This window comes from Lysinibacillus xylanilyticus, assembly GCF_001183605.1.
Classification (GTDB): Bacteria; Bacillota; Bacilli; order Bacillales_A; family Planococcaceae; genus Lysinibacillus; species Lysinibacillus xylanilyticus.
In genome coordinates, this window is record NZ_LFXJ01000010.1 from 792296 (window position 1) to 814709 (window position 22414).

The 22414-nt window shown below is 34.9% G+C and carries 18 protein-coding genes; all 18 read left to right on the forward strand.

All coding sequences use genetic code 11. From position 1 onward, the window contains the following. The first annotated feature begins 2 nt into the window (after positions 1-2). The gene (locus tag ACZ11_RS21210; protein WP_049668512.1) at positions 3-1259 is read left to right on the forward strand and encodes a competence/damage-inducible protein A; all 1257 of its coding nucleotides are present in this window, start codon (positions 3-5) and stop codon (positions 1257-1259) included. Between the two features lie 108 nt (positions 1260-1367). After that, entirely contained in the window at positions 1368-1709 is a 342-nt protein-coding gene (locus ACZ11_RS21215; protein ID WP_049668513.1) for a hypothetical protein, read from the forward strand. Positions 1710-1867: 158 nt separating this feature from the next. After that, positions 1868-2932 (forward strand): recombinase RecA, encoded by a 1065-nt coding sequence (gene recA, locus ACZ11_RS21220; RefSeq protein ID WP_049668514.1) that lies wholly within the window; start codon positions 1868-1870, stop codon positions 2930-2932. Positions 2933-3622: 690 nt separating this feature from the next. Beyond that, positions 3623-5182: a ribonuclease Y gene (rny, locus tag ACZ11_RS21225; RefSeq protein ID WP_049668515.1), complete on the forward strand. Its 1560-nt coding sequence runs from the start codon at positions 3623-3625 to the stop codon at positions 5180-5182. A 497-nt stretch (positions 5183-5679) separates the two neighbouring features. After that, entirely contained in the window at positions 5680-6444 is a 765-nt protein-coding gene (locus ACZ11_RS21230; RefSeq protein ID WP_049668516.1) for a tyrosine-protein phosphatase, read from the forward strand. 544 nt (positions 6445-6988) lie between these two features. After that, entirely contained in the window at positions 6989-8695 is a 1707-nt protein-coding gene (locus ACZ11_RS21235) for a phospho-sugar mutase (protein ID WP_049668517.1), read from the forward strand. A gap of 164 nt (positions 8696-8859) precedes the next feature. Next, positions 8860-8994 (forward strand): hypothetical protein, encoded by a 135-nt coding sequence (locus tag ACZ11_RS27305; protein ID WP_269079336.1) that lies wholly within the window; start codon positions 8860-8862, stop codon positions 8992-8994. A gap of 663 nt (positions 8995-9657) precedes the next feature. Then, on the forward strand, positions 9658-10389 hold the full coding sequence (locus tag ACZ11_RS21240) for a YveK family protein (protein WP_049668518.1): 732 nt from the start codon (positions 9658-9660) through the stop codon (positions 10387-10389). A gap of 44 nt (positions 10390-10433) precedes the next feature. Next, positions 10434-11078, forward strand: a complete 645-nt coding sequence (locus ACZ11_RS21245) for a CpsD/CapB family tyrosine-protein kinase (protein ID WP_049668754.1) — start codon at positions 10434-10436, stop codon at positions 11076-11078. Between the two features lie 92 nt (positions 11079-11170). Next, the gene (locus ACZ11_RS21250; protein ID WP_053093239.1) at positions 11171-12475 is read left to right on the forward strand and encodes a glucose-6-phosphate isomerase; all 1305 of its coding nucleotides are present in this window, start codon (positions 11171-11173) and stop codon (positions 12473-12475) included. Positions 12476-12998: 523 nt separating this feature from the next. After that, entirely contained in the window at positions 12999-14237 is a 1239-nt protein-coding gene (locus ACZ11_RS21255; protein WP_049668519.1) for a glycosyltransferase family 4 protein, read from the forward strand. Position 14238: 1 nt separating this feature from the next. Further along, complete coding sequence (locus ACZ11_RS21260) at positions 14239-15297, forward strand: polysaccharide biosynthesis protein (RefSeq protein WP_049668520.1); 1059 nt, start codon at positions 14239-14241, stop codon at positions 15295-15297. Continuing rightward, a complete protein-coding gene (locus tag ACZ11_RS21265; protein ID WP_049668521.1) occupies positions 15257-16366 on the forward strand; it encodes a capsular polysaccharide biosynthesis protein CapF in 1110 nt (369 codons plus the stop codon). The genes ACZ11_RS21260 and ACZ11_RS21265 overlap by 41 nt, the downstream gene beginning before the upstream one ends. Before the next feature lies 1 nt (position 16367). Then, a complete protein-coding gene (gene wecB / locus ACZ11_RS21270) occupies positions 16368-17504 on the forward strand; it encodes a non-hydrolyzing UDP-N-acetylglucosamine 2-epimerase (RefSeq protein WP_049668522.1) in 1137 nt (378 codons plus the stop codon). Next, positions 17497-18561, forward strand: coding sequence for a glycosyltransferase family 4 protein (locus ACZ11_RS21275; RefSeq protein WP_049668523.1), 1065 nt, complete (start codon positions 17497-17499; stop codon positions 18559-18561). The genes wecB and ACZ11_RS21275 overlap by 8 nt, the downstream gene beginning before the upstream one ends. After that, positions 18562-19662 (forward strand): glycosyltransferase, encoded by a 1101-nt coding sequence (locus ACZ11_RS21280; protein ID WP_049668524.1) that lies wholly within the window; start codon positions 18562-18564, stop codon positions 19660-19662. After that, the gene (locus ACZ11_RS21285) at positions 19656-20780 is read left to right on the forward strand and encodes an EpsG family protein (RefSeq protein ID WP_049668525.1); all 1125 of its coding nucleotides are present in this window, start codon (positions 19656-19658) and stop codon (positions 20778-20780) included. Before ACZ11_RS21280 ends, ACZ11_RS21285 begins: the two co-directional genes overlap by 7 nt. Positions 20781-21313: 533 nt before the next feature. Then, positions 21314-22354, forward strand: coding sequence for a glycosyltransferase (locus tag ACZ11_RS21290; protein ID WP_049668526.1), 1041 nt, complete (start codon positions 21314-21316; stop codon positions 22352-22354). Positions 22355-22414: the final 60 nt, after the last annotated feature.

Consider the following 22414-nt stretch of genomic DNA (forward strand, 5'->3'; position numbering starts at 1 on the left):
TCATGAATGCTGAAATTCTTGCGGTTGGCTCAGAGTTATTGCTTGGTCAGATTTCGAACACAAATGCGAGATTTATTTCTAGTCAGTTGTCCGAGTTAGGGATAAATGTGTATTATCACACTGTTGTTGGAGATAATGCACAACGTTTAGAAGATGCTATTTCCATTGCAGAGGCTCGTGCTGATTTAATCATTTTCTCTGGTGGGCTGGGTCCTACAAAGGATGATTTAACAAAGGAAACGATTGCGCGTCATCTTGACGTTTCTCTCGAATTTGATGATATCGCACTAGCTAATATTGAGCAGTTCTTTGCAAAACGAGGACGTCCAATGACGGATAATAATCGTAAGCAGGCTTTAATACTAGCGGGTAGTGAGGTGCTTGTAAACCATCACGGTATGGCACCTGGCATGATATTAACAAAGGATGGGCGTACGTATATTTTGCTTCCGGGGCCACCTAAAGAGCTTGAGCCAATGTTCCAGTTTGAAGCAAAGCCAAAGCTAGCTGCGATGTTAAATGCTGGAGGGGTAATTACATCGCACGTTATGCGTTTTTATGGAATTGGAGAGGCGGAGCTTGAAGTACGCGTCCAAAATATTTTAGATTCTCAAACAAACCCAACTGTTGCTCCACTTGCTTCTGACGGTGAGGTTACATTGCGTGTAACTGCCAAAGCAGAAACAGAGCAAGAAGCGCAGCAGCTTATTGCCTCGAAGGTAGCAGAGATTCAAGCGCTTGTTGGGGACTATAAATACGGTATAGATGATGATTCTCTTGCCTCTAAAACAGTAGAAATGTTACTAGACAATAAGTTAACAATTTCTGCAGCAGAAAGTTTAACAGCGGGATTATTTCAGTCAGAGCTTGCTGAAATACCAGGTGTAGGGGATGCCCTTGTTGGTGGCGTTGTTACGTATACGGAAGAGGCTAAGATTAAGCAACTCGGTATTTCTAAGGAATTATTAACTACACATGGGATTGTAAGCAGTGAATGTGCAGTGGCTATGGCTAGTGCTGTGCGTAAAAAGTTTGATACAGATATTGGTATTGGATTAACAGGTGCGGCAGGTCCTACAGCCCATGATCATCAACCAGTAGGGACAGTTTGGATTGCTCTTGCCATTGGCGATGAAAAACCGATAACATATTTACTTCATTTATCGGGTATGCGTAATACAAATCGACTGCGCACGGCGAAATTTACTTGTCATTATTTAATGCAGCTTTTAGTAGAAAGAGGCTTTAAAAAACGTTAATCAATTATGCCTCGACATAATATAGGTTCATCCCTAAAAGTTGCGGATTACTTTTGTTAAAACGTTACTATGTAAATAAGTTGATTGCAGTGGAGGCTGGGAGACTCCTTGGGGATTAGCGATAGAGGAACGAAGGCTAAAACCATCACGTCCTGTGATAACGCCTTCGTAACCAACATCCTGTTGCCCCAAGCGGCTCATCGGACGCCCCCAGGATGCTCTGCACTGCGCGAAAGTGAAGCGTCAGAGGCAATTGTTTTATCTGTGCGAAAGCGAAGCGACAGCAACAAATGTATTATCTGTGCGAAAGCGAAGCGACAGCAACAAATGTTTTCTGTAGCGAAAGCAAAGCGACAGCAACAAATGTTTTCTGTAGCGAAAGCAAAGCGACAGCTACAAAGCGCCCAGTCGGAACGGAAATCAACCACACGTTTTGATGGGGATCCATAATATAGTTGAAAATAGAAATTTGGGTAATGGAAAGTTACCCAAATTTTTATTTTGAAGAAAAACGAATAAATGTTCGCTTTTTTCTTGCGTCCTATCTCAAAAACAAGTATAGTAGAGATAGAGAAAAACAGTGAACAGTTTTCGAAGGAGGAAAATGAATGAGTGATCGTAAAGCTGCCTTAGAACAGGCGTTAAAACAAATTGAAAAGAATTTTGGTAAAGGTTCTATCATGAAACTTGGCGAAAAGACCGATTTAGAAATCGCTACATCTTCAAGTGGTTCGCTAGCACTTGATGCTGCATTAGGTGTTGGTGGTTATCCACGTGGACGAATTATTGAAGTATACGGCCCTGAATCATCAGGTAAAACAACGGTTGCTCTTCATGCCATTGCAGAGGTGCAGGCAAATGGTGGACAAGCAGCGTTTATCGATGCTGAGCATGCGTTAGATCCAATTTACGCACAAAAATTAGGCGTCGATATTGATGAGCTTCTATTATCTCAACCAGATACAGGAGAGCAGGCGCTTGAAATCGCAGAAGCATTAGTACGTAGTGGTGCTATCGATATCATCGTTATTGACTCAGTAGCAGCATTAGTTCCGAAAGCGGAAATCGAAGGAGATATGGGTGATTCGCATGTTGGTTTACAAGCGCGTTTAATGTCTCAAGCCTTACGTAAGCTTTCAGGTGCTATCAATAAATCAAAAACGATTGCTATTTTCATAAACCAAATACGTGAAAAAATCGGTGTTATGTTCGGAAACCCAGAAACAACACCTGGTGGACGTGCACTTAAATTCTATAGCTCCGTTCGCTTAGAAGTACGTCGTGCAGAAGCTATTAAACAAGGCAATGACATTATGGGTAACCGTACAAAAATTAAAATTGTGAAAAACAAAGTAGCACCACCATTCCGTACAGCTGAAGTTGATATTATGTACGGTGAAGGAATTTCAAAAGAGGGCGAAACAGTCGATTTAGGTGTTGAACTAGACATCGTTCAAAAAAGCGGTTCTTGGTATGCTTACGGTGATGAACGCCTAGGTCAAGGTCGTGAAAATGCTAAACAGTACTTAAAAGAAAATCCAGCAGTACTTGACGACATCGCAAATAAAATCCGTGCTTCTTACGGTATTGCATCATCATCATACACAATTGCTGCGCATGATGATGAGGAAGAAATGGATGAGGAATTAAAACTTCTTCTTGAAAATGAATAATATAAATGCATTGTTCCCACTCTTTATAGTGGGAGCAATGCATTTTTTTGTTTACACATACTGGGGAATGTGGTTTTATAATATTTATTAGCATATCCATTCATTCAGCTCATCACTAAAAGTTGTGGGCCATAAAGAGAAATGGGGAAGCTTTGTAAAAGTAATTCCTAAGTACTGCTTCTATGCATTGATGTTAAATGGTAAAATAAGCGTTAGTGCAAAAAGTAATAGGTAATTAATTCTCTTAATGGTTATGACTGACTTTTTTTCTTAGGAGGGCGAACAGATGCCCGACTATCCTTGACAGAGCTTGAGGCTAGCTATACAATTAAAAATGTATAATTTCTGAATTATGACTTTAAATAGGCAGTACATTCTGAATTCATTAATAAAGGCCATAAAGCCCTAGTAAATGAAGATGAAGACTCTGGCAGATGCCAAGGATTTTGAAAGAAATGAATAATAAGATGTTAGCCTTAGTTCTTTGCATCATGCGAAAACAGCTAACGTATCTGCAGCGGTAAAAACACCATTTCTTGTGACTTTACCGAGTGCCCGACATCGGGACGGCTCCTCGTGCAGACCAGAGCATAATTTCAAAATCCGGGACGCAATTACTATGCCAAAGGCGAGATTGATGTATGCGCCGACTGAAACTGTAATACCCAAATAGCAAGAGGAGGTGTTCATATGGATGGAATTACTATCATCTCCGCTTTGCTTGGACTCATCGTTGGTGCCGCTGTTAGCTTTATCTACATGAAAAAAGTGAATGACTCAAAAATCACTGGTGCTAAACATGTCGCTGAAACAATCGTTGAAGAAGGAAAACGAGAAGCGGAGGCATTGAAGAAAGAAGCACTACTTGAAGCCAAAGATGAAACTCACAAATTTCGTACTGAAGCAGAAAATGACATTCGTGAACGTCGTTCAGAACTTCAGAAACAAGAGAACCGTTTATTGCAAAGAGAAGAGAATCTTGATCGCAAAGATGATGCTCTAAATAAGAGAGAAGCAAGCTTAGAGCGTAAAGAACAAGCTTTAGGCGAAAGACAACAGCATATTGAACAGATGGAAAGCAAAGTGGACGAGCTCGTTGCCTCGCAAAAATCAGAGCTAGAGCGAATTTCTGCTTTAACTAGAGATGAAGCAAAAGCTATTATCTTAGGAGAAGTAGAAAAAGAGCTAACAACTGATATTGCTGTGATGACGAAGGAAGCTGAAACACGTGCGAAGGAAGATTCAGATAAAAAAGCACGTGAAATTTTATCACTGGCATTGCAGCGTTTTGCAGCAGACCATGTTGCTGAGACAACAGTATCTGTCGTGAACTTGCCAAATGATGAAATGAAAGGTCGTATTATTGGTCGTGAAGGTCGTAACATCCGTACTTTGGAAACGCTAACAGGTATAGATTTAATTATTGATGATACTCCAGAGGCGGTTATTTTATCAGGCTTTGATCCAATTCGTCGTGAAACGGCTCGACTTGCACTTGAAAAACTTGTACAGGATGGCCGCATTCACCCTGCTCGAATTGAGGAAATGGTGGAAAAAGCTCGTCGTGAAGTGGATGAACAAATCCGCGAAACAGGTGAGCAAACAACATTTGAAATTGGCATTCATAACTTACATCCAGATTTAATGAAAATTTTAGGCCGTATGAAATATCGTACAAGCTATGGACAAAACGTTCTAAAGCATTCCATTGAGGTTGCGCATTTAGCAGGCTTACTTGCTGCTGAACTTGGTGAAGATGTAGCATTAGCTCGCCGTGCAGGTTTATTACATGATATTGGTAAAGCAATTGATCATGAAGTTGAAGGTAGCCATGTTGAAATTGGTGTAGAATTAGCAACGAAATACAAAGAACATCCAGTCGTAATAAACAGTATAGCTTCGCACCATGGTGATACAGAAGCAACATCTGTCATCGCGGTATTAGTGGCTGCAGCTGATGCATTGTCAGCGGCTCGTCCAGGTGCTCGAAGTGAGACGCTTGAAAACTATATCCGTAGACTTGAAAAGTTAGAGGAAATTTCTGAAAGCTATGATGGTGTAGAAAAATCCTTTGCGATTCAAGCTGGTCGTGAAATTCGTATAATTGTACAACCTGAAAAAATTGATGACTTAGCTTCACATCGCTTAGCGAGAGATATCCGTAAACGAATTGAAGAAGAACTTGATTATCCAGGCCATATTAAAGTAACGGTTATTCGTGAAACACGTGCCGTAGAATACGCAAAATAATAATAATAATAGAAGATACTCTACTTAATTATGTAGGGTATCTTTTTTTAGTTGAATGATCAAAGACCTATTTTTAAAAGAGGTTAAATGATAATATCCTTAGTGGGAACGGAATGGGATTGTTAGAACTTTTATATCATTTTGGTTTTTAGACAGGAATATTATGAGGGATAGTATTAATAAGATTTATTATCCAGGTACTCAAAGATTTTTTTACAAATGAGTAAATTTCATAAATTGTTATGTAAAAAATACGTACATTCTTTAGTTGCGGTAGGAGGCGACTTCTGCGGAAAGCGAACGTCGGATTTTTTTGTGCGACAGCGGTAGGTATAGAAGTCTCTCACTACTATAGGTAGTGAGAAGAATGCAGGTTTATGTTACTTTTCAAAAGGTGTCCAAACACCTGTACCTGTCGCTATGCTTTCGGTACAAAAGACATTTGTAACTGCCGTTTCAAGCCTCCGGACATTGTTAATAAGAAAGTTGTGATTCTTATGGTAGATATGCATGCACATATATTGTATGGGGTTGATGATGGGCCAAAAACAGAGGAAGAATCGTTAAAGATGTTGGAACAAGCAAAAAACGAAGGTATCACTGAAATCATAAGTACTTCTCATGCGATGCACCCTCGACATCATGTATCTTACATGTCAGTAGACACAGGAATTCTTCACTTACGCAAATTATTGGTGCAGAATGATTTACAGATAAAACTTCATACTGGTCACGAAGTTCGTTTGAATGATCAGGTAAATACACTTTTCCACCATGAAAAATTGCATACTTTAGCAAATTCCCAATTTGTCTTACTAGAATTACCGTCAAGTACAGTTCCGCTCTATACCAAGGACATCATTATTGCTCTAAAGACAGCAGGCTACACACCCATCATTGCACATCCAGAACGAAATTTAGGTATTGCACAAAATCCACTAAAACTTGTACCACTTATTCAGCAAGGGGCACTTACACAAGTTACTGCAGGAAGTTTATCGGGGCACTTTGGCAAATCTGTGCAGCAATTAGCTTTAAATTTAGTGCAAGCAAATTACGTTCATACGTACGGTTCGGATGCACATGATGTAAAGACAAGGCCCTTTCTATTTAAAGCTGGCTTACACTATCTTGAAAAGCAAAAAGAATTTTCTGCAATAGATCGATTATTAGAAAACAATGTGCGAATAGTCCGAAATAGACCAATACCACAGCTAGAATTAGATGAAATTTGTGTAAAGAAATGGTGGAAGATTTTTTAGTATTAAGAAAAAAGAAGTAATATTATTTGTAAGTGAAAAATACGGAAAGCTTTAATGTCATTATTGAAATCAGTAATGAATACATTAGATTTTGTATATGAGAGAGAGCATCTTTTCATAAATAGTGCTTCGGAAACAATGATGAAAAACATATGATATTATATTCCAAATAAAAAGAAGCTGAAAATAAATTGAACACACTCAATTCGTATAGTAGGGTAAATATAGAGTACCTCTTCCTATTTTTGTGTTTATTAACAATCTATATTTTTACCATCTTGATGAAACTATAAGAATACAGTTAACTGCGATGTTAGATGATGAAAACAATTTAGAGGATGCCTTTTAAATGTCTTGGTCAGTATTCAATCACGAACCATATATGAGAGAGGCGTGCTTGCCATCGCAGCTATTATATATATTTCTACATGAAAGTGTGCTCAATGAGTGCTTACCTATTAAATGTAAATCCGTTTGATCAACCAGGTGTCGAGGCGTATAAGAAAAAAATGCTTGAATTATTGAATGAACAGAAGGTGTCTCAATGAGTATAGTAGATAAACAATACAGGCAATGGATAAAGGCAGTAGTTCCATCCTATTTAAAAGAAGAATTACTAGCCATTGTAAATGATGCATCACAAATTGAAGATCGATTTTATCAATACTTACAATTCGGTACAGCAGGAATGCGTGGTGTGTTAGGTGCAGGTACAAATCGTATGAATATCTATACAATTCGCCGAGCTGCATACGGGCTAGCACAGTATATAACCGAACACGGGGAAACTGCCAAACAGCGTGGTGTTGTCATTGCCTATGATACACGCCGTTTCTCAAAGGATTTTGCTATTGAAACAGCTCAAGTGCTTGGGGCATTAGGGGTAAAGGTATTTGTATTTAGTGAAGCACGACCAACACCTGAATTATCTTTTGCAGTAAGGTATTTAAACGCTTTTGCAGGTGTAGTCATTACCGCTAGTCACAATCCAAAACAATATAATGGTTTTAAAGTTTATGGGGAGGACGGGGCACAACTGACGCCGTCTGCTATTCAAACAATCATTGAAAAACTAGATGATATCCAAAATATTTTTGACATTTCAACAACACCATGGTACACATTAGAGCAACATCAAACTGTGGAATGGATTTTACATACGATTGACCAAGCCTATCAAGATAAATTACACAGCTTAAAACAACGTACCAATATTGACTTCAATATACCAATTGTTTACTCACCTCTACATGGTGCAGGGCTAGTACCGGTACAACAAGGTTTACAAGCTTTTAGATTTACAAACGTCCATATTGTAGAACAACAAGCTGTGCAAGATGGCGATTTTCCAACGGTACCATATCCAAACCCAGAGGAAGCAGCAGCCTTTACGTATGCCATACAAAAAGGGAAAGAAACAGGTGCACAAATACTTTTAGCAACTGATCCTGACGCAGATCGATTAGGTGTGGCAGTAAAAACAGAGCATAGCTATCAATTATTAACCGGTAACCAGTTAGGCGCACTCATCCTACAGTATTTGCTTGAGGCGAAAAAAGAAAAAAATGAGCTACCTGAAAATGGAGTTATGCTCAAAACAATTGTTACTTCCGAACTTGGTGCAGTAATTGCTAAGCAATATGGGGTTGAAACTGTGAATACACTAACAGGCTTTAAATACATTGCAGAAAAGATTGCTGAGTATGACGAATCGAAGGAAAAAGCTTATCTATTCGGATACGAAGAAAGTTATGGCTATTTGGTCCAAAGCTTTGTACGTGATAAAGATGCAGTCCAAGTTGCATTGGTAATAGCAGAGATGGCTGCTTACTACGCAACAAAACAACAAACTTTATTAGATGTTCTAGACAGTTTATTTAATAAATATGGCTATTATCAAGAAGCATTACAGTCACAAACATTTGAAGGCATTTCAGGTCAGAAGGAAATGCTAGCTTTACTACAAAACCTTAGGGAAAATAGAATTTTTGACATTGCAGGTCAAAAGGTAATGCTAATAGAAGATTACTTAACGCAACAAGCTATTCATCAAGATGGTTCGATTTCTTCAATTAAATTACCTAAAGAAAATGTCTTGAAGTTCATATTAGAAGATCAATCATGGATAGCGATTCGCCCTTCCGGAACAGAGCCAAAATGTAAGTTTTACTTTGGTACAGTAGCTAGTACGAGAGAACAAGCACAACAAAAGCTACAACAATTACAGGTAGCCTTTATGACAAAAAAGTAGTTGGTGTACAGAGAAAGATGAAGAAAGTCAAAAAAGCAATCATTCCAGCAGAAGTCCGAGGCACACGCTTTTTATCTGCGACAGAGCATTGATTTGTCTTTAGATATGAGGAGGGCTACGGTTATTAAATCCAAAAATTTGTACGGGATAAGGATGCGGTGCAAGTGGCACTTGTCACAGCAGAAATGGCTAGTTATTATGCCAAGCAAGGCAAGACATTGTTGTATGCGCTGGATGATTTATACGAGCAGTTTGGTTATTACAAGGAAGCACTTGAGTCACATGTGTTTGAAGGGTAAGTTGGGCGAAAGCAGATGAAGGGAATTTTAGAGAACTTCCGAGCAAATGTACTGTTTACGCTTACCGGTGTTGAAGTTGTAAGTGTGGAAGATTATTGAAGTGGGGAAACGAAACTAACGGACAGCTCTATTGAAGTATTAAAGTTACCAAAAGAAAATGTGCTATTTTCAGACAGTTCCTGGGTAGCAATTTATACTTAGGGTATAGAACAGAAATGCAAATTTTACTTTGAGGAAGTAGGGGAAAATCGTGATGTAGCAGCCGACAAACTACTACAGCTTCAACAGGCAATTAATCAATAAATAGAGGTATTTTTATAGATATTATTTCATGAAAGTGGTTCTTTCGTATAAATCGGAAGGATCGTTTTTTTATTAAACCCCTAAATATGTCACAGTCATTTTTAACATAAGTTGGTTGAAATAAATCTACTAATGGAAATATGATAGGCTCAAAATTATGAGGAAAAGGTCTTTTGATAATGTGGCCAGGTATGAATAAATGGAGGAGCGCATTAATATAATCAAAAGTAAAGTGAAGGAAAAAATCTCTGGGTACGATTTTATATAACGTAATTCAATGTTAGCCATTTTTAATGGAATGTTACAGTAGCGACTTTTTTGAAAATAACCAACAGGTATTCGGAAAAGGGGTGAAGGAAATTGGAGACAGCATTTTCTTTACAAGACTTATTGACAACAATTCGAAAACATTGGTTCCTTGTTCTATGCTGTACAGTTATTGCAAGTGCAGCAGCTGCAATAACTAGCTACTATTTATTAACACCAATCTATCCAGCGGAAACGCAAATATTAGTAAATCAAAAAAGTAGTTCTAATATCGAACAATATCAATGGGCCCAAAATAACGAAACAGATTTACGATTAATAAATACGTATAATGTCATCATTAAAAGCCCTGTAATATTATCGAAAGTCATAGAAAAACTTGAGTTAGATAAAACATTAGAAAGTTTAGCGGGACAAATTACAGTATCTAGTGCAAATAACTCACAAGTTGTAAATATTGTAGTTATGGACAAACAAGCATCTCAGGCCGTGAAAATTTCGAATACGTTGGCAGATGTCTTTAAAAAGGAAATTCCTATATTAATGAATGTTGATAATATAGAAATTCTATCAGTAGCTAAACTAATAGATAATCCTAAACCGGTAAAACCAAATAAGCTACTAAATATTATCGGTGGAACTGTTGGTGGTTTAATGGTGGGAATCATTTTAGCTTTTTTACTAGAGTTTTTGGATACAAGGTTTAAATCGGAGCATGAAATAGAAGGAATATTGAATTTATCAATTATTGGTTTGGTTGGGGCGATCGCTCTGGAAAAAGAAACGAATAAACCCATGAAATCACGTAGAGTGAGGAGGAACTAACCATATTTGGTTTGAAAAAAAGAAAAAAAATAAAAACTTCTATAATGGCACGTAAACTAGTGACAGATTCAAAATCAATCATATCTGAACAATTCCGAACGATACGTACAAATATTCGATTTTCTTTGCCAGATCAAGAAATAAAATCACTACTCGTTACTTCATCTATACCAGGGGAAGGTAAGTCCACAAATGCTGCAAATCTCGGTGTTGTTTTTGCTCAAGAAGGTAAAAGAGTTATTATCATAGATGCCGATATGCGTAAACCAACTTTACACCATACGTTTAGTACTATAAATACCGATGGATTATCAGATGTGTTAACAAGGCAGAAGATTTACTTGAATGTTATTCAAAAAACATCAGTGGAAGAGTTAAGTATTATCCCAAGCGGACCACTTCCACCAAATCCGGTTGACCTACTATCATCGAAGACGATGGAAATACTTATGCAGGATTTAAGGAAGGATTATGACATTATTATTATAGATGCACCTCCGTTATTATCAGTATCAGATTCGCAAATTTTGTCTAATAAATGTGATGGTACTATATTGGTTGTGAATATGGATTTAGTAAAAAAAGTAGATGTTTTAAAAGCAAAGGCTACACTTGTTTCTTCAAAAGCTCAAATTTTGGGTGTTGTACTGAATAATGTTAAAACGCCTAAGAACCATTATTATTATTGATCATATCGTTCATAGAAAGAAGGCGTTGATGCTGAAATAGAGGACTTTTATGCATTAACAACTTATTCAATCATACGAAATGAGGTCATACTTTGAGTAAGCAATTTTTGCGTACGAACATTCTAAATTATGACTTAACTAATATTGATTGGTCATTTTATACAAAAAATGTAGAAGAAATCCACCGATATTTAGAACTGGCAGAGGATGTTCCGACTGGTTGGCTTCATGCACCCCTTGAAGCTTACGATGCATTATTTGTTCATATTGAAAAGACAGCGCATGAAATTCGTAGTTTTGCAGATGTACTTATTGTCATTGGAGTGGGTGGTTCTTTTCTAGGTGCCCGTGCTGTGCAAGATGCCTTAACACCTTATTTTGGTGCACATCATGATGGAATTGAAGTAATATATGTAGGTCAAAATATGAGTGGAGCTTATATTAAGCAATTACTGGATAACATTGAGAATAAGAGTGTATACGTGAATGTTGTGTCAAAATCTGGCGGAACTATGGAACCAGCACTGGCCTTTCGAGTTTTACGTCAGTATATGGAATTACATTATGGAGAAAAAGCCGCTGAACGTATTATCGTCACGACAGACGCCGAAAGAGGACTATTAAAGAAAATAGCTGATTCCTCGGGTTATAGACAATTTGTTATACCTTCAAACATAGGAGGCCGTTTTTCGGTATTAACTGCTGCGGGTCTTTTGCCTATGGCAGTTGCAGGGGTTGATATTTATAACTTAATGTCTGGGGCGAAGGTAGCGGCATTAGAGTTAAAAGAATCAAGACTTGAGTATAATGAGGCGTACCGATATGCGGTGTTACGTCATGCATTATATGAACAGGGATACAAAATAGAATTGCTTGCTTCATTTGAACCGGCCTTAAATAAGTTTCATGAATGGTGGAAGCAACTGTTTGGTGAGAGTGAAGGTAAAGACAGAAAAGGTCTTTATCCCTCTCCAGTAAATTTTCCAACAGATTTGCATGCAATTGGCCAATTTATACAGGAGGGTAGCCCGATTTTGTTTGAAACATTACTTCACTTTCATGAAATTGGGGATGATTTGGCAGTACCCTATGATGCACGCAATGAGGATGGACTAAATTATTTAACGAATCGAACATTTAATGAAATAAACGCCATTTCTAAAGAAGGCACAGCACGAGCTCATTCGGAAGGCAATGTCCCAGTTATACAGCTGGAATTGCCAAAGCTAGATGCTTATCATATTGGCTTTCTAATTTATTTTTTTATGAAGGCATGTGCAATGAGTGCATATTTACTAGGTGTCAACCCATTTGATCAGCCAGGTGTAGAAACATATAAGCTTAAAATGATGGAACTTTTACAAGAACATAAAGCACCAAAATATAGTGAGTTTTAGATTTATATTAAAATATACAAAACTTCTCATTGTGAAGATGCCCTAAAAGTATTTTATGACTTTTAGGGCATTTTTAAAAGTAAGAGAAATATTTTTTCTGGTCCCTAACTTTATTTAGAAGATACTTATTATGAACTTCAGTTGTAATTAAGGGTTTTGTAAAAAATACATTCTTGTCTGAAAGTATTTTAAAAAGTTAATAATTTCACTATTGATATCCGATAGTATTCTTTTACAGATTTACACATTAATTTATAGGTGACTGTGATTGGATATTTATCCTCTTTTTATTAGAGTATTAATTTGTGATTTTTCTCATATTTCTCGGTGGAATATAGAAATTGTACGAGCATATATATTCAATTAAAACTATATGTGTTATCGAATAAAATGAAATGACCAATGTTTTATAGTGAGACACGGGATTGAGCTTGCAAGGGATGCAGCTCCCCGGAAAGTGCTCAACTGGTACAGAAATTAAATAGGATCAATGAGTCATGCGAACTAAAAGTGGGGTGATTTTTTGGAGAATAAGAAAAATATATTATTTTTGTGCCAGTATTTTTATCCGGAATATATTTCGTCGGCTACACTCCCTTTTAACACTGCAGTGGCTCTTAGTAAGGCTGGTTTTACTGTCAGCGCATTGTCTGGGTATCCGAAAGAGTACAACTTAACAAATAATGTCCCGTTGCAAGAAACCTATGAAAATATTGAGATAAGTAGACTAAAGTATATCCAACTTAAACGTAGTAATTTCATCGGACGATTAATTAATTATTTTTCTTTTACATTTTCTGTAGCCTTACGTTTTAGACAATTGAGAAAGTATGAAGCAATAATCGTTTACTCAAATCCACCAATATTACCGTTAATAGCAGCTTTGGCTAATAAGTTTTTTTACACAAAAGTAGTGTTTGTAAGCTACGATGTATACCCAGAAATAGCTTACTTTACAAAAACTATTTCCGAAGATAGTGTAATTAGCAAATTGATGAAAAGAGTTAATAAATGTATTTTTAAACATGTTAATACAGTTGTTGCTTTATCGAATGAAATGAAAGACTATCTACTAAAACATAGAATGGCATTAAAAAAACACCAAATTGAAGTAATCCCTAATTGGTGTGAGGATAAAGCAATCTCTAATGCCACTAAAGCATATGAAAATAAACTTTTAGAATCCATAAAAACGGATGAAAATCTTGTCGTATCTTATTTTGGCAATATGGGAATATGTCAAGATTTGGATCCGATATTGGAGGCAATCCGCCAATTAAAAGATGATAAGAACGTTCAATTTCTTTTTGCAGGACATGGAAATAAAATGGATAAATTAAAAGGGATTATAGAAACGGAGAAATTGAATCACGCACGTGTTTTTGATTTTTTACATGGACATGATTTTCAAAAGGCACTTAGTATCAGCGATTGTTTCATTGTAAGTTTAGCGGATGGATTGACTGGCCTAGCTGTACCAAGTAAAACCTACAGTTATTTGATGGCCGGTAAACCGGTAATCGCTATTATAGGAGCGAATTCTGATATAGCTAGAGATTTAATAAATCATAATGCAGGATACGCTATGCAAGCAAAGGATAGCTCCAAACTAGTAATTTTTATTAAAGAACTCCTTGATGATAGGGAGAAGCGTGAATATATGGGAGAGAATTGTAGGAAGTTATATTTTGAGAAATACACGATGGAAAAATGTACTCGGAAATATGTGAATCTTATGCATAAATTACTGGGGGAACAATAATATGTTTAAAGACAAAATATTATTAATAACTGGTGGTACAGGTTCATTTGGCAATGCAGTCATGAAGAGATTTTTAAACACGGATATTAAAGAAATTCGTATTTTTTCAAGAGACGAGAAAAAACAAGATGATATGCGGAAAGTTTATAAAAATGAAAAATTGAAATTTTATATAGGCGATGTAAGGGATTTATCGAGTTTGAAAAATGCTATGCACGGTGTAGATTACATTTTCCACGCTGCTGCGCTAAAACAAGTTCCATCTTGTGAGTTCTTTCCATTAGAAGCAGTGAAAACTAATGTAATTGGAACAGATAATGTTCTGACTGTGGCAATTGAAAGTGGTGTAAAAAAGGTAATTTGTTTGTCGACAGATAAAGCAGCTTATCCGATTAATGCAATGGGCATATCAAAAGCAATGATGGAAAAGGTGATTATTGCAAAAGCAAAAACAGTTGATCCAAAACGAACATTAATATGTGGTACTCGCTATGGAAATGTGATGGCTTCACGCGGTTCTGTTATTCCATTATTTATTGACCAAATTAAAAATGGCCAAGCACTAACAATTACAGATCCAAAGATGACTAGATTTCTAATGAGTCTTGAAGAAGCAGTTGAATTAGTATTATTTGCATTTGAACATGCGGAGGCAGGAGATATTATGGTGCAGAAATCGCCTGCATCAACTGTATGGGATTTAGCACATGCCATCAGGGAGTTGTTCAATGCGGATAATAACATAGATATTATTGGTACTCGTCATGGTGAAAAACTATATGAAACTTTGCTTACTAGAGAGGAAAATGTGGTTGCTCAAGATTTAGGAGAGTTTTACCGTGTGCCTTCTGATAAAAGGGATTTAAATTACGAAAAATACTTCGTAGAGGGTGATCGAAAATTATCCATACAAGAGGAGTACAATTCTCACAACACAGAAATGCTAAATATTCAGCAAATAAAAGAAAAGTTATTAAAGCTTGATTATATTCAAGAAGAATTGAAAGGTTGGGCCTATGATGAAAATACTAGTGACCGGTTCAAAGGGGTTTATCGGTAAGAATCTCATAGCAAAGCTTAAAAGCCAAAATTATATCGAAGTTTTAGAATATAGTAGAGAAACAAACAAAGACTTGTTAGATGAATATTGTAAGGAAGCGGATTTCATTTTCCATCTTGCAGGAGTAAATCGGCCGAAAGATCAGTCTGATTTCATGGATGTGAACTATGGCTTCACCTCTATTCTTCTAGATACATTAAAGAAGTACCAAAATACTTGCCCTGTTATGCTAGCATCATCTACTCAAGCAGAACAAAATAATCCTTATGGCATTAGTAAAAAAGCTGGGGAGGATTTGCTTTTCGAATACAGTAAAAAAACAGGTGCGAAAGTTTTAGTCTATCGTTTGCCCAACGTATTTGGTAAATGGAGTAGGCCGAATTACAACAGTGTTGTAGCAACATTTTGTCATAATATTGCACATGATTTACCTATAAAAGTAAGTGATCCTAGCCTTGAAATGAAGCTAGTTTACATTGATGATGTTGTGGAAGAATTGCTTGAAGCCTTGAGTGGGAATGAGAACTCAATCCAAGGCTATTGCCAAATTCCTGTTGTCCATAAGACGACGCTAGGAGAAATTGTAGAATTGATTTATTCCTTCAAAAAAAGTAGAGAAGAACGCTCTATTCCTAATATGTCCCACACGTTTACCAAAAAATTATACAGTACATTTTTAAGTTTCCTAAGTGAAAATCAATTTAGCTATGATCTTAAGATGAATGTAGATTTAAGAGGGTCATTTACGGAATTTATTAAGACGCCTGATAGAGGCCAAATATCTGTAAATATTTCGAAACCAGGTATAACAAAAGGTAACCACTGGCATCATTCAAAAAATGAAAAATTTTTAGTTGTAAGTGGTCAAGGTGTGATTCGATTTAGAAATTTTAATTCGAATGAAGTAGTGGAGTACTTTGTCAGTGGCGATAAATTGGAAGTGGTTGATATTCCAGTAGGTTATACACACAGCATTGAAAATTTAGGCAACGCAGATATGGTAACAATCATGTGGGTGAATGAAATATTTGATCCTGAGAAACCAGATACAATCTATTTGGAGGTATAAGGTGAAGAAGCTAAAAGTAATGACTGTTGTTGGTACTCGTCCAGAAATTATTAGACTATCTGCTGTCATAAATAAATTAGAAGAATCAAATGTTATCGAACATGTATTAGTCCATACTGGACAAAATTATGATTATGAGTTAAATGAAGTGTTTTTTAGAGAGTTCAATTTAAAGACACCAGATTATTTTTTAAATGCAGCAACTGGAACTGCTATTGAAACAATAGGAAATATTCTTATCAAGATTGATCCGGTACTAGAGGAAGTCCAACCAGATGCACTATTAGTATTAGGAGATACAAACAGCTGTTTATGTGCAATTGCAGCAAGGAAAAGACATATTCCTATATTTCATATGGAAGCGGGTAATAGATGCTTCGATCAAAGAGTACCGGAAGAAACAAATAGAAAAATTGTTGATCATATTTCAGATATAAACTTAACTTATAGTGACATTGCAAGAGAATATTTATTAAGGGAAGGGCTACCTGCAGATCGAATTATTAAGACGGGGAGTCCAATGTTAGAAGTACTCAATTCAAGAAGAGCGGATATAGAAAGATCAGATGTAGTAGCAAGATTAAATCTTAAAGAAGCAGATTTTTTCATAGTATCGGCACACCGTGAGGAAAATATTAATTCAGAAACAAACTTTTTAGATTTAGTAGAAAGCTTAAATGCTATTGCAGAGATATATCAGATACCTGTCATAGTCAGTACACACCCTAGAACTTTACAGATGATTCTTGCGAAGGGGATAGAGTTTAATCCTTTAGTAAATATAATAAAGCCTTTGGGATTTAATGACTATGTAAAACTTCAAATAGAAGCAAAGGCCGTATTAAGTGATAGTGGAACAATAAGTGAGGAATCTTCCATTCTTGGATTTAGAGCGCTTAATATTAGACAGGCACATGAAAGACCGGAAGCGATGGAAGAAGCTGCGGTCATGATGGTAGGGCTGAAGAAAGAGAGAATTTTACAAGGATTAGAGATTTTAAAGACACAAGAAAATTACGGTTTAAAAAGAGTTGTAGATTATAGTATGCCAAATGTGTCAGATAAAGTGCTTAGAATTATTTTGTCGTATACGGATTATGTAAATCGTGTGGTTTATGGAGAGAATCAAAATGACTAATCTTAAAAATGGATTAGACATATTATTAATTTCTCCCTTACCTTCACCGGCAGGCGGTATAGCAACCTGGACTGAGATGTATTTAAAAAGTGAACTCATAAAAAAACAAGATGTAAAAGTTATTAATACAGCTGTTAGAGGAGATAGAATTTATAGTTTCAATAATAGGAAGATTACGGAAGAAATAATGAGGAATATTTCGATTTATATTAACCTAATTAAAACTTTGAAAAAAAATAAGTTTGATGTTGCTCATTTAAACACTTCTTGTTCTACAACTGGTATGATCAGAGATTTATTGTGTGCGAAGAAGATTAAAAAAAATGGTTATAAGTTGATATTACAATGTCACTGTAATATCCCAAGTATGTTGAATAATAAATTTTCAACTTGGATTTTTAAAGAGCTTATCAAGCATACTGATACTATTATTGTTTTAAACTCCGATTCAAATCAGTATGTTAACAAAATATTAAAAAGAGAAAGTTTTATAGTTTCAAATTTTATTGACTATAAGGATATAAATTACTCAAGCATAAAGTATATATCTGAGGAAATAAAAACAATAATTTTTGTAGGTCATGTGAATCAATCGAAGGGGTGTAATGAAATTCTTGAGGTATCTCAATTTTTCCCTAATATAAACTTTCGTTTAATTGGAAATATAAGTTCGTATTATAAAAATATAGATATACCTGAAAATGTGAAATTAATAGGGGAAGTTTCTAAAGATAACGTATTAATAGAAATGAAAAATGCAGATGTATTACTTTTCCCATCTCACATGGAAGGTTTCCCCCTTGTTGTTTTAGAAGCTATGGCTTGCGGTTTACCGGTTATCGGTACACCAGTTGGTGCCATCCCTGAAATGATTGAAGAAAATGGTGGAGTTTTAATTGATGTCGGAGATGTACCTGCAATAATTAGTGCTGTTAATGAGATTCAAGATCCCTCGATTAGAAGTCAAATATCTAAATGGAATCAAAATAAAATTAAATGCTGCTATTCAACGGAAGTTGTGATAAAAAAAATTTGTGATATATATGAGGAGTCATAAATGAGGAAAAGAGTATTAATTGTAGTTCCGACTCTTGGAATTGGAGGCGGTGAAAAGCTTGCGATTGATATTGTTCTAAATTTAGATTTGCAAAAATACAAAGTGTTATTAATATCTTTATTTCCTAAAATGGGAACAGAGTTTGAAAGTATCATAAAAAAGCATGATATTAAGGTTCATTTTTTAGATAAAAAACTGGGTTTTGATCCGAAAGTTATTATAACATTTGCAAATGTTGTGAGGAAATTCAACCCCCATATTATACACACACATCTAAATGTTGTTCCATATGTTTTACCTGCTACTATTCTTTACGGTATTAAAAATAGGTTTCACACCGTTCATAGTGTTGCAAATATGGAGTCAACTGGATTTCTAAAAAAAATAATGAAAGTTACTTATCGATTTTTTTCATTTACTCCTGTAGCTATTGGTGATTTTGTAAAAACAACTATATGTGAAGAATATGGCTTGCCTGATGAGAAAGTACCTTGTATCTATAACGGAGTTAATACAGAAATATTTAAAAGAATAGAGAAAAAGCAAAATACAAATTATTTTAACTTTATTACTACTGGTAGAATGCAACATGTCAAAAATCATAAACTTATGATTAATGCATTTTCAGATGTTGCTGAAAAGTATAGTAATGTAATGTTAACCATTTTAGGGGACGGGGAACTTAGATTAGATATTGAAAAACAAATTAAAGAACTAGGTTTAGAAGAGAAAGTTATTTTAAAAGGTGTTGTAAGAAATGTAGCAGAGGAACTTAACAAGGCAGATGTATATATAATGACTTCAAATTATGAAGGAGTACCCTTATCTGTACTTGAGGCTATGGCCTGTGGTTTGCCTATAGTAACAACTAGAGCAGGTGGGGTTATTGACATCGTAAAGCAAAATCAAAATGGTTTATTAGTTGACGTTGGGAATAGAGAACAGCTTACAGAAGAAATGTCGAAGTTGGTTGAGGATGTAATGTTAAGGCAGCAATTTAGTGAAGTTTCTTTTAATATGTCGAAGCAATATGATATACAGAAATGTGTGGAAAAGTATGGGGATTTATACTTAAGTAGCAAGGACAATAGATTATGCTGATATTGAATATTATATTTGCATTATATATTTTAATAATTGTTTTAATACATCAAATTGGCTTCTTAGTTAATATAAAAGTAAATAAAAAACAGTATATGTTTATGTTATTCTATTTTGGAATTGCATATGCTTTTCTAGCAGCACAAATCAATCCCCCTCCTCTATGGGATCTAGTTCATCATTATAATGAATTAGATAGAATGAGAAGTGGTGGTTTAGACTATGCCCTTACACAAGGGAGATACAAAGAACTTTTCATAATTAATTTTATTTTTTATGCTGTATCTTTATTTGATTACAATAATTTACTAGTTTTTATCACTATATTTATTGAGTATATGATATTTACTTATATTTCTTGTGATTTAAAAGAAAAATATGAGCGTGAAAGAAATACCATCGCTTTTTCAATAAACTTTTTTTTATTTTTTGCTTTGGTCAACATAGTGTTGTCAATATCAGGTATTAGAAATGTATTTGCTTTTAGTATAGCTTCTCTGGCGGTATATATGGATCTATTTAAACAGAGAAAAGGTATTATAAAGTATTTACTATATATACTTCCAATCTTTATTCACCCATCTACAATTATAGTGCCCGTTGCACGAATATTTGTTTTGACTCCGAAAATGTATAAATTGGCCCCCTTGTTAATAATATGGGGAATTTTTGCCAGTAATATATCGGAGTTATTGGAATCATCTTCAATTGGAGCATTGCAAACTGCAGGATATTTATTAAAACTATATGGAGAAAGTAGTACCATTATTGATTATCGTGTTGTTATTGTAAACGTCATATTTGTTTCGATAATTATTATAGCTTGTTTATATATTTTAAAGAAAAAACACCTGAATTATAATATCGGCCAACTACAATATATTACTTTTATCATAATATATTTATTTGTAGCACTTGGTTCTTTGCAAAATGTATTAATTTTTAATCGTATGTTATATGGATTGGCATTTTTAATATTACCATTAATTCACTTAATTCTACAAAGTATTTCAAAAAAGATAAGAACTCTTTTTGTTATTATATGTATTGTTTTTTTCACAGGAATGATAATGTATCAAGGACTTGAATTATTTCATGCAATCACTTATTACAAGTAAATTATATTTTAAATGAATTTATACACACACTAAAAAGTGGATTTTTCATATAACTCCTAACAAAATTTTGCACCTGACCCTTCCCTTTCCGCGGGTGAGTGTCGGTCCTACTCCTACTCTTCCTACTGTGTCTCTCTTAGCCCGCAGTCACATGTTCCTGTAGCTATTTCGCACAAAAAACATCTACCGTTACAATAAATCTTTTTAACAAATGTAAAGCATTTGCAAATAATTGCTAAAATAATATTAATATATTGAATAAAAAGTTCAAACGAGTAAGAAATACTGTGGACATTCGCGCCTTGCAAATTTTTTCAAGGACGAAAGCGCAGTAGCAAAAGCATGCCGCATAAACGGAAATAATGAGATCGCACGTATTTTGCGGGCTCTTACGTACCGAAAACATGAGTGCAACTCAGCGTCTGTTACTTGCGGCCAACTTGAATGTATAGGTAACAGCATGCAGGATTCTTAAGTTCAACTTTCATATTTTATAGTTTTTCAGTGGCCTCGTTCTATTTAGGGGGGATATGTTGGTTAAAGTTAGTGTTATTGTCCCAATTTATAATTCAGAAATATACTTACGTCGAAGTATAGAGAGTATACAAAATCAGACATTAGAAGATATTCAAATAATATTAGTGAATGATGGATCGACGGATAATAGTTTGTCTATTTGTAAAGAATATCAAAAAAATGATATTCGAATAGAGATTATTGATAAACCTAATGAAGGAGTATCTTCATCTAGAAATGCTGGAATTGAGATTGCAAAAGGTGAATATATAGGCTTTATTGATCCAGATGATTGGATAGAACGCGGGATGTACACAAATTTATATGAACAAGTTAAATCTTCGGACGCTGAAGTGTGTATAGGAAACTATTTAGTTGAAAATAAGGGGAAAGTTACTCCAAATTTATTAAATATCAAACAAAACTTATTAGTAGGAGAAGAAATAGTCCAGCTCATTATCGTTAATATGATAGGAAGTTCTAATTTAAATAGTAATACATCTACGATTATGGGAAGCGTATGTCGCCTAATAATAAAAAGAGATTTGATTAGTTATAACAAATTAAAATTTGAATTAGGAATTCCTTTAATGGAAGATCTCATATTTTGTGTCCAAGTATTATTAAAAAGCAAAAAAGTTAGTATAAATAGAGATTTATATTATCACTATATGATTAATTCGAATTCTGTAACTTCATCCTATAGGGGGGGGATGATAAATATACAACATGAGGTATATAAAATTTTAAAAAAATTATTACAGAGTGAAATTGACATAAATTCTATTGTCGAACAAAGGCTGCAGAATAGATATGTTAGTATGTATATTCTTTCAATAGCAAATGAAGTCCGAAGAGGAAATGTTAAAGAATATTCAGAGAAAATACTATATATAAAAAATTTGTGTAAAGATAAAAAATTAAAAGCTATTCTGAAAAAAGTAGATATGAAAGGGTATACATTAAGGAAAAAGTTTGTATTAACTGCATTAAAATATGAACTTGGTGTACTTTTATATATTTATTACAAATTATTGTTGAAATTAGAGCGTAGGTGAAATAGAGAGAATATACTTTCAGTTTGATGAATATCATATTGTGAGATTGGCGAAAGGGTG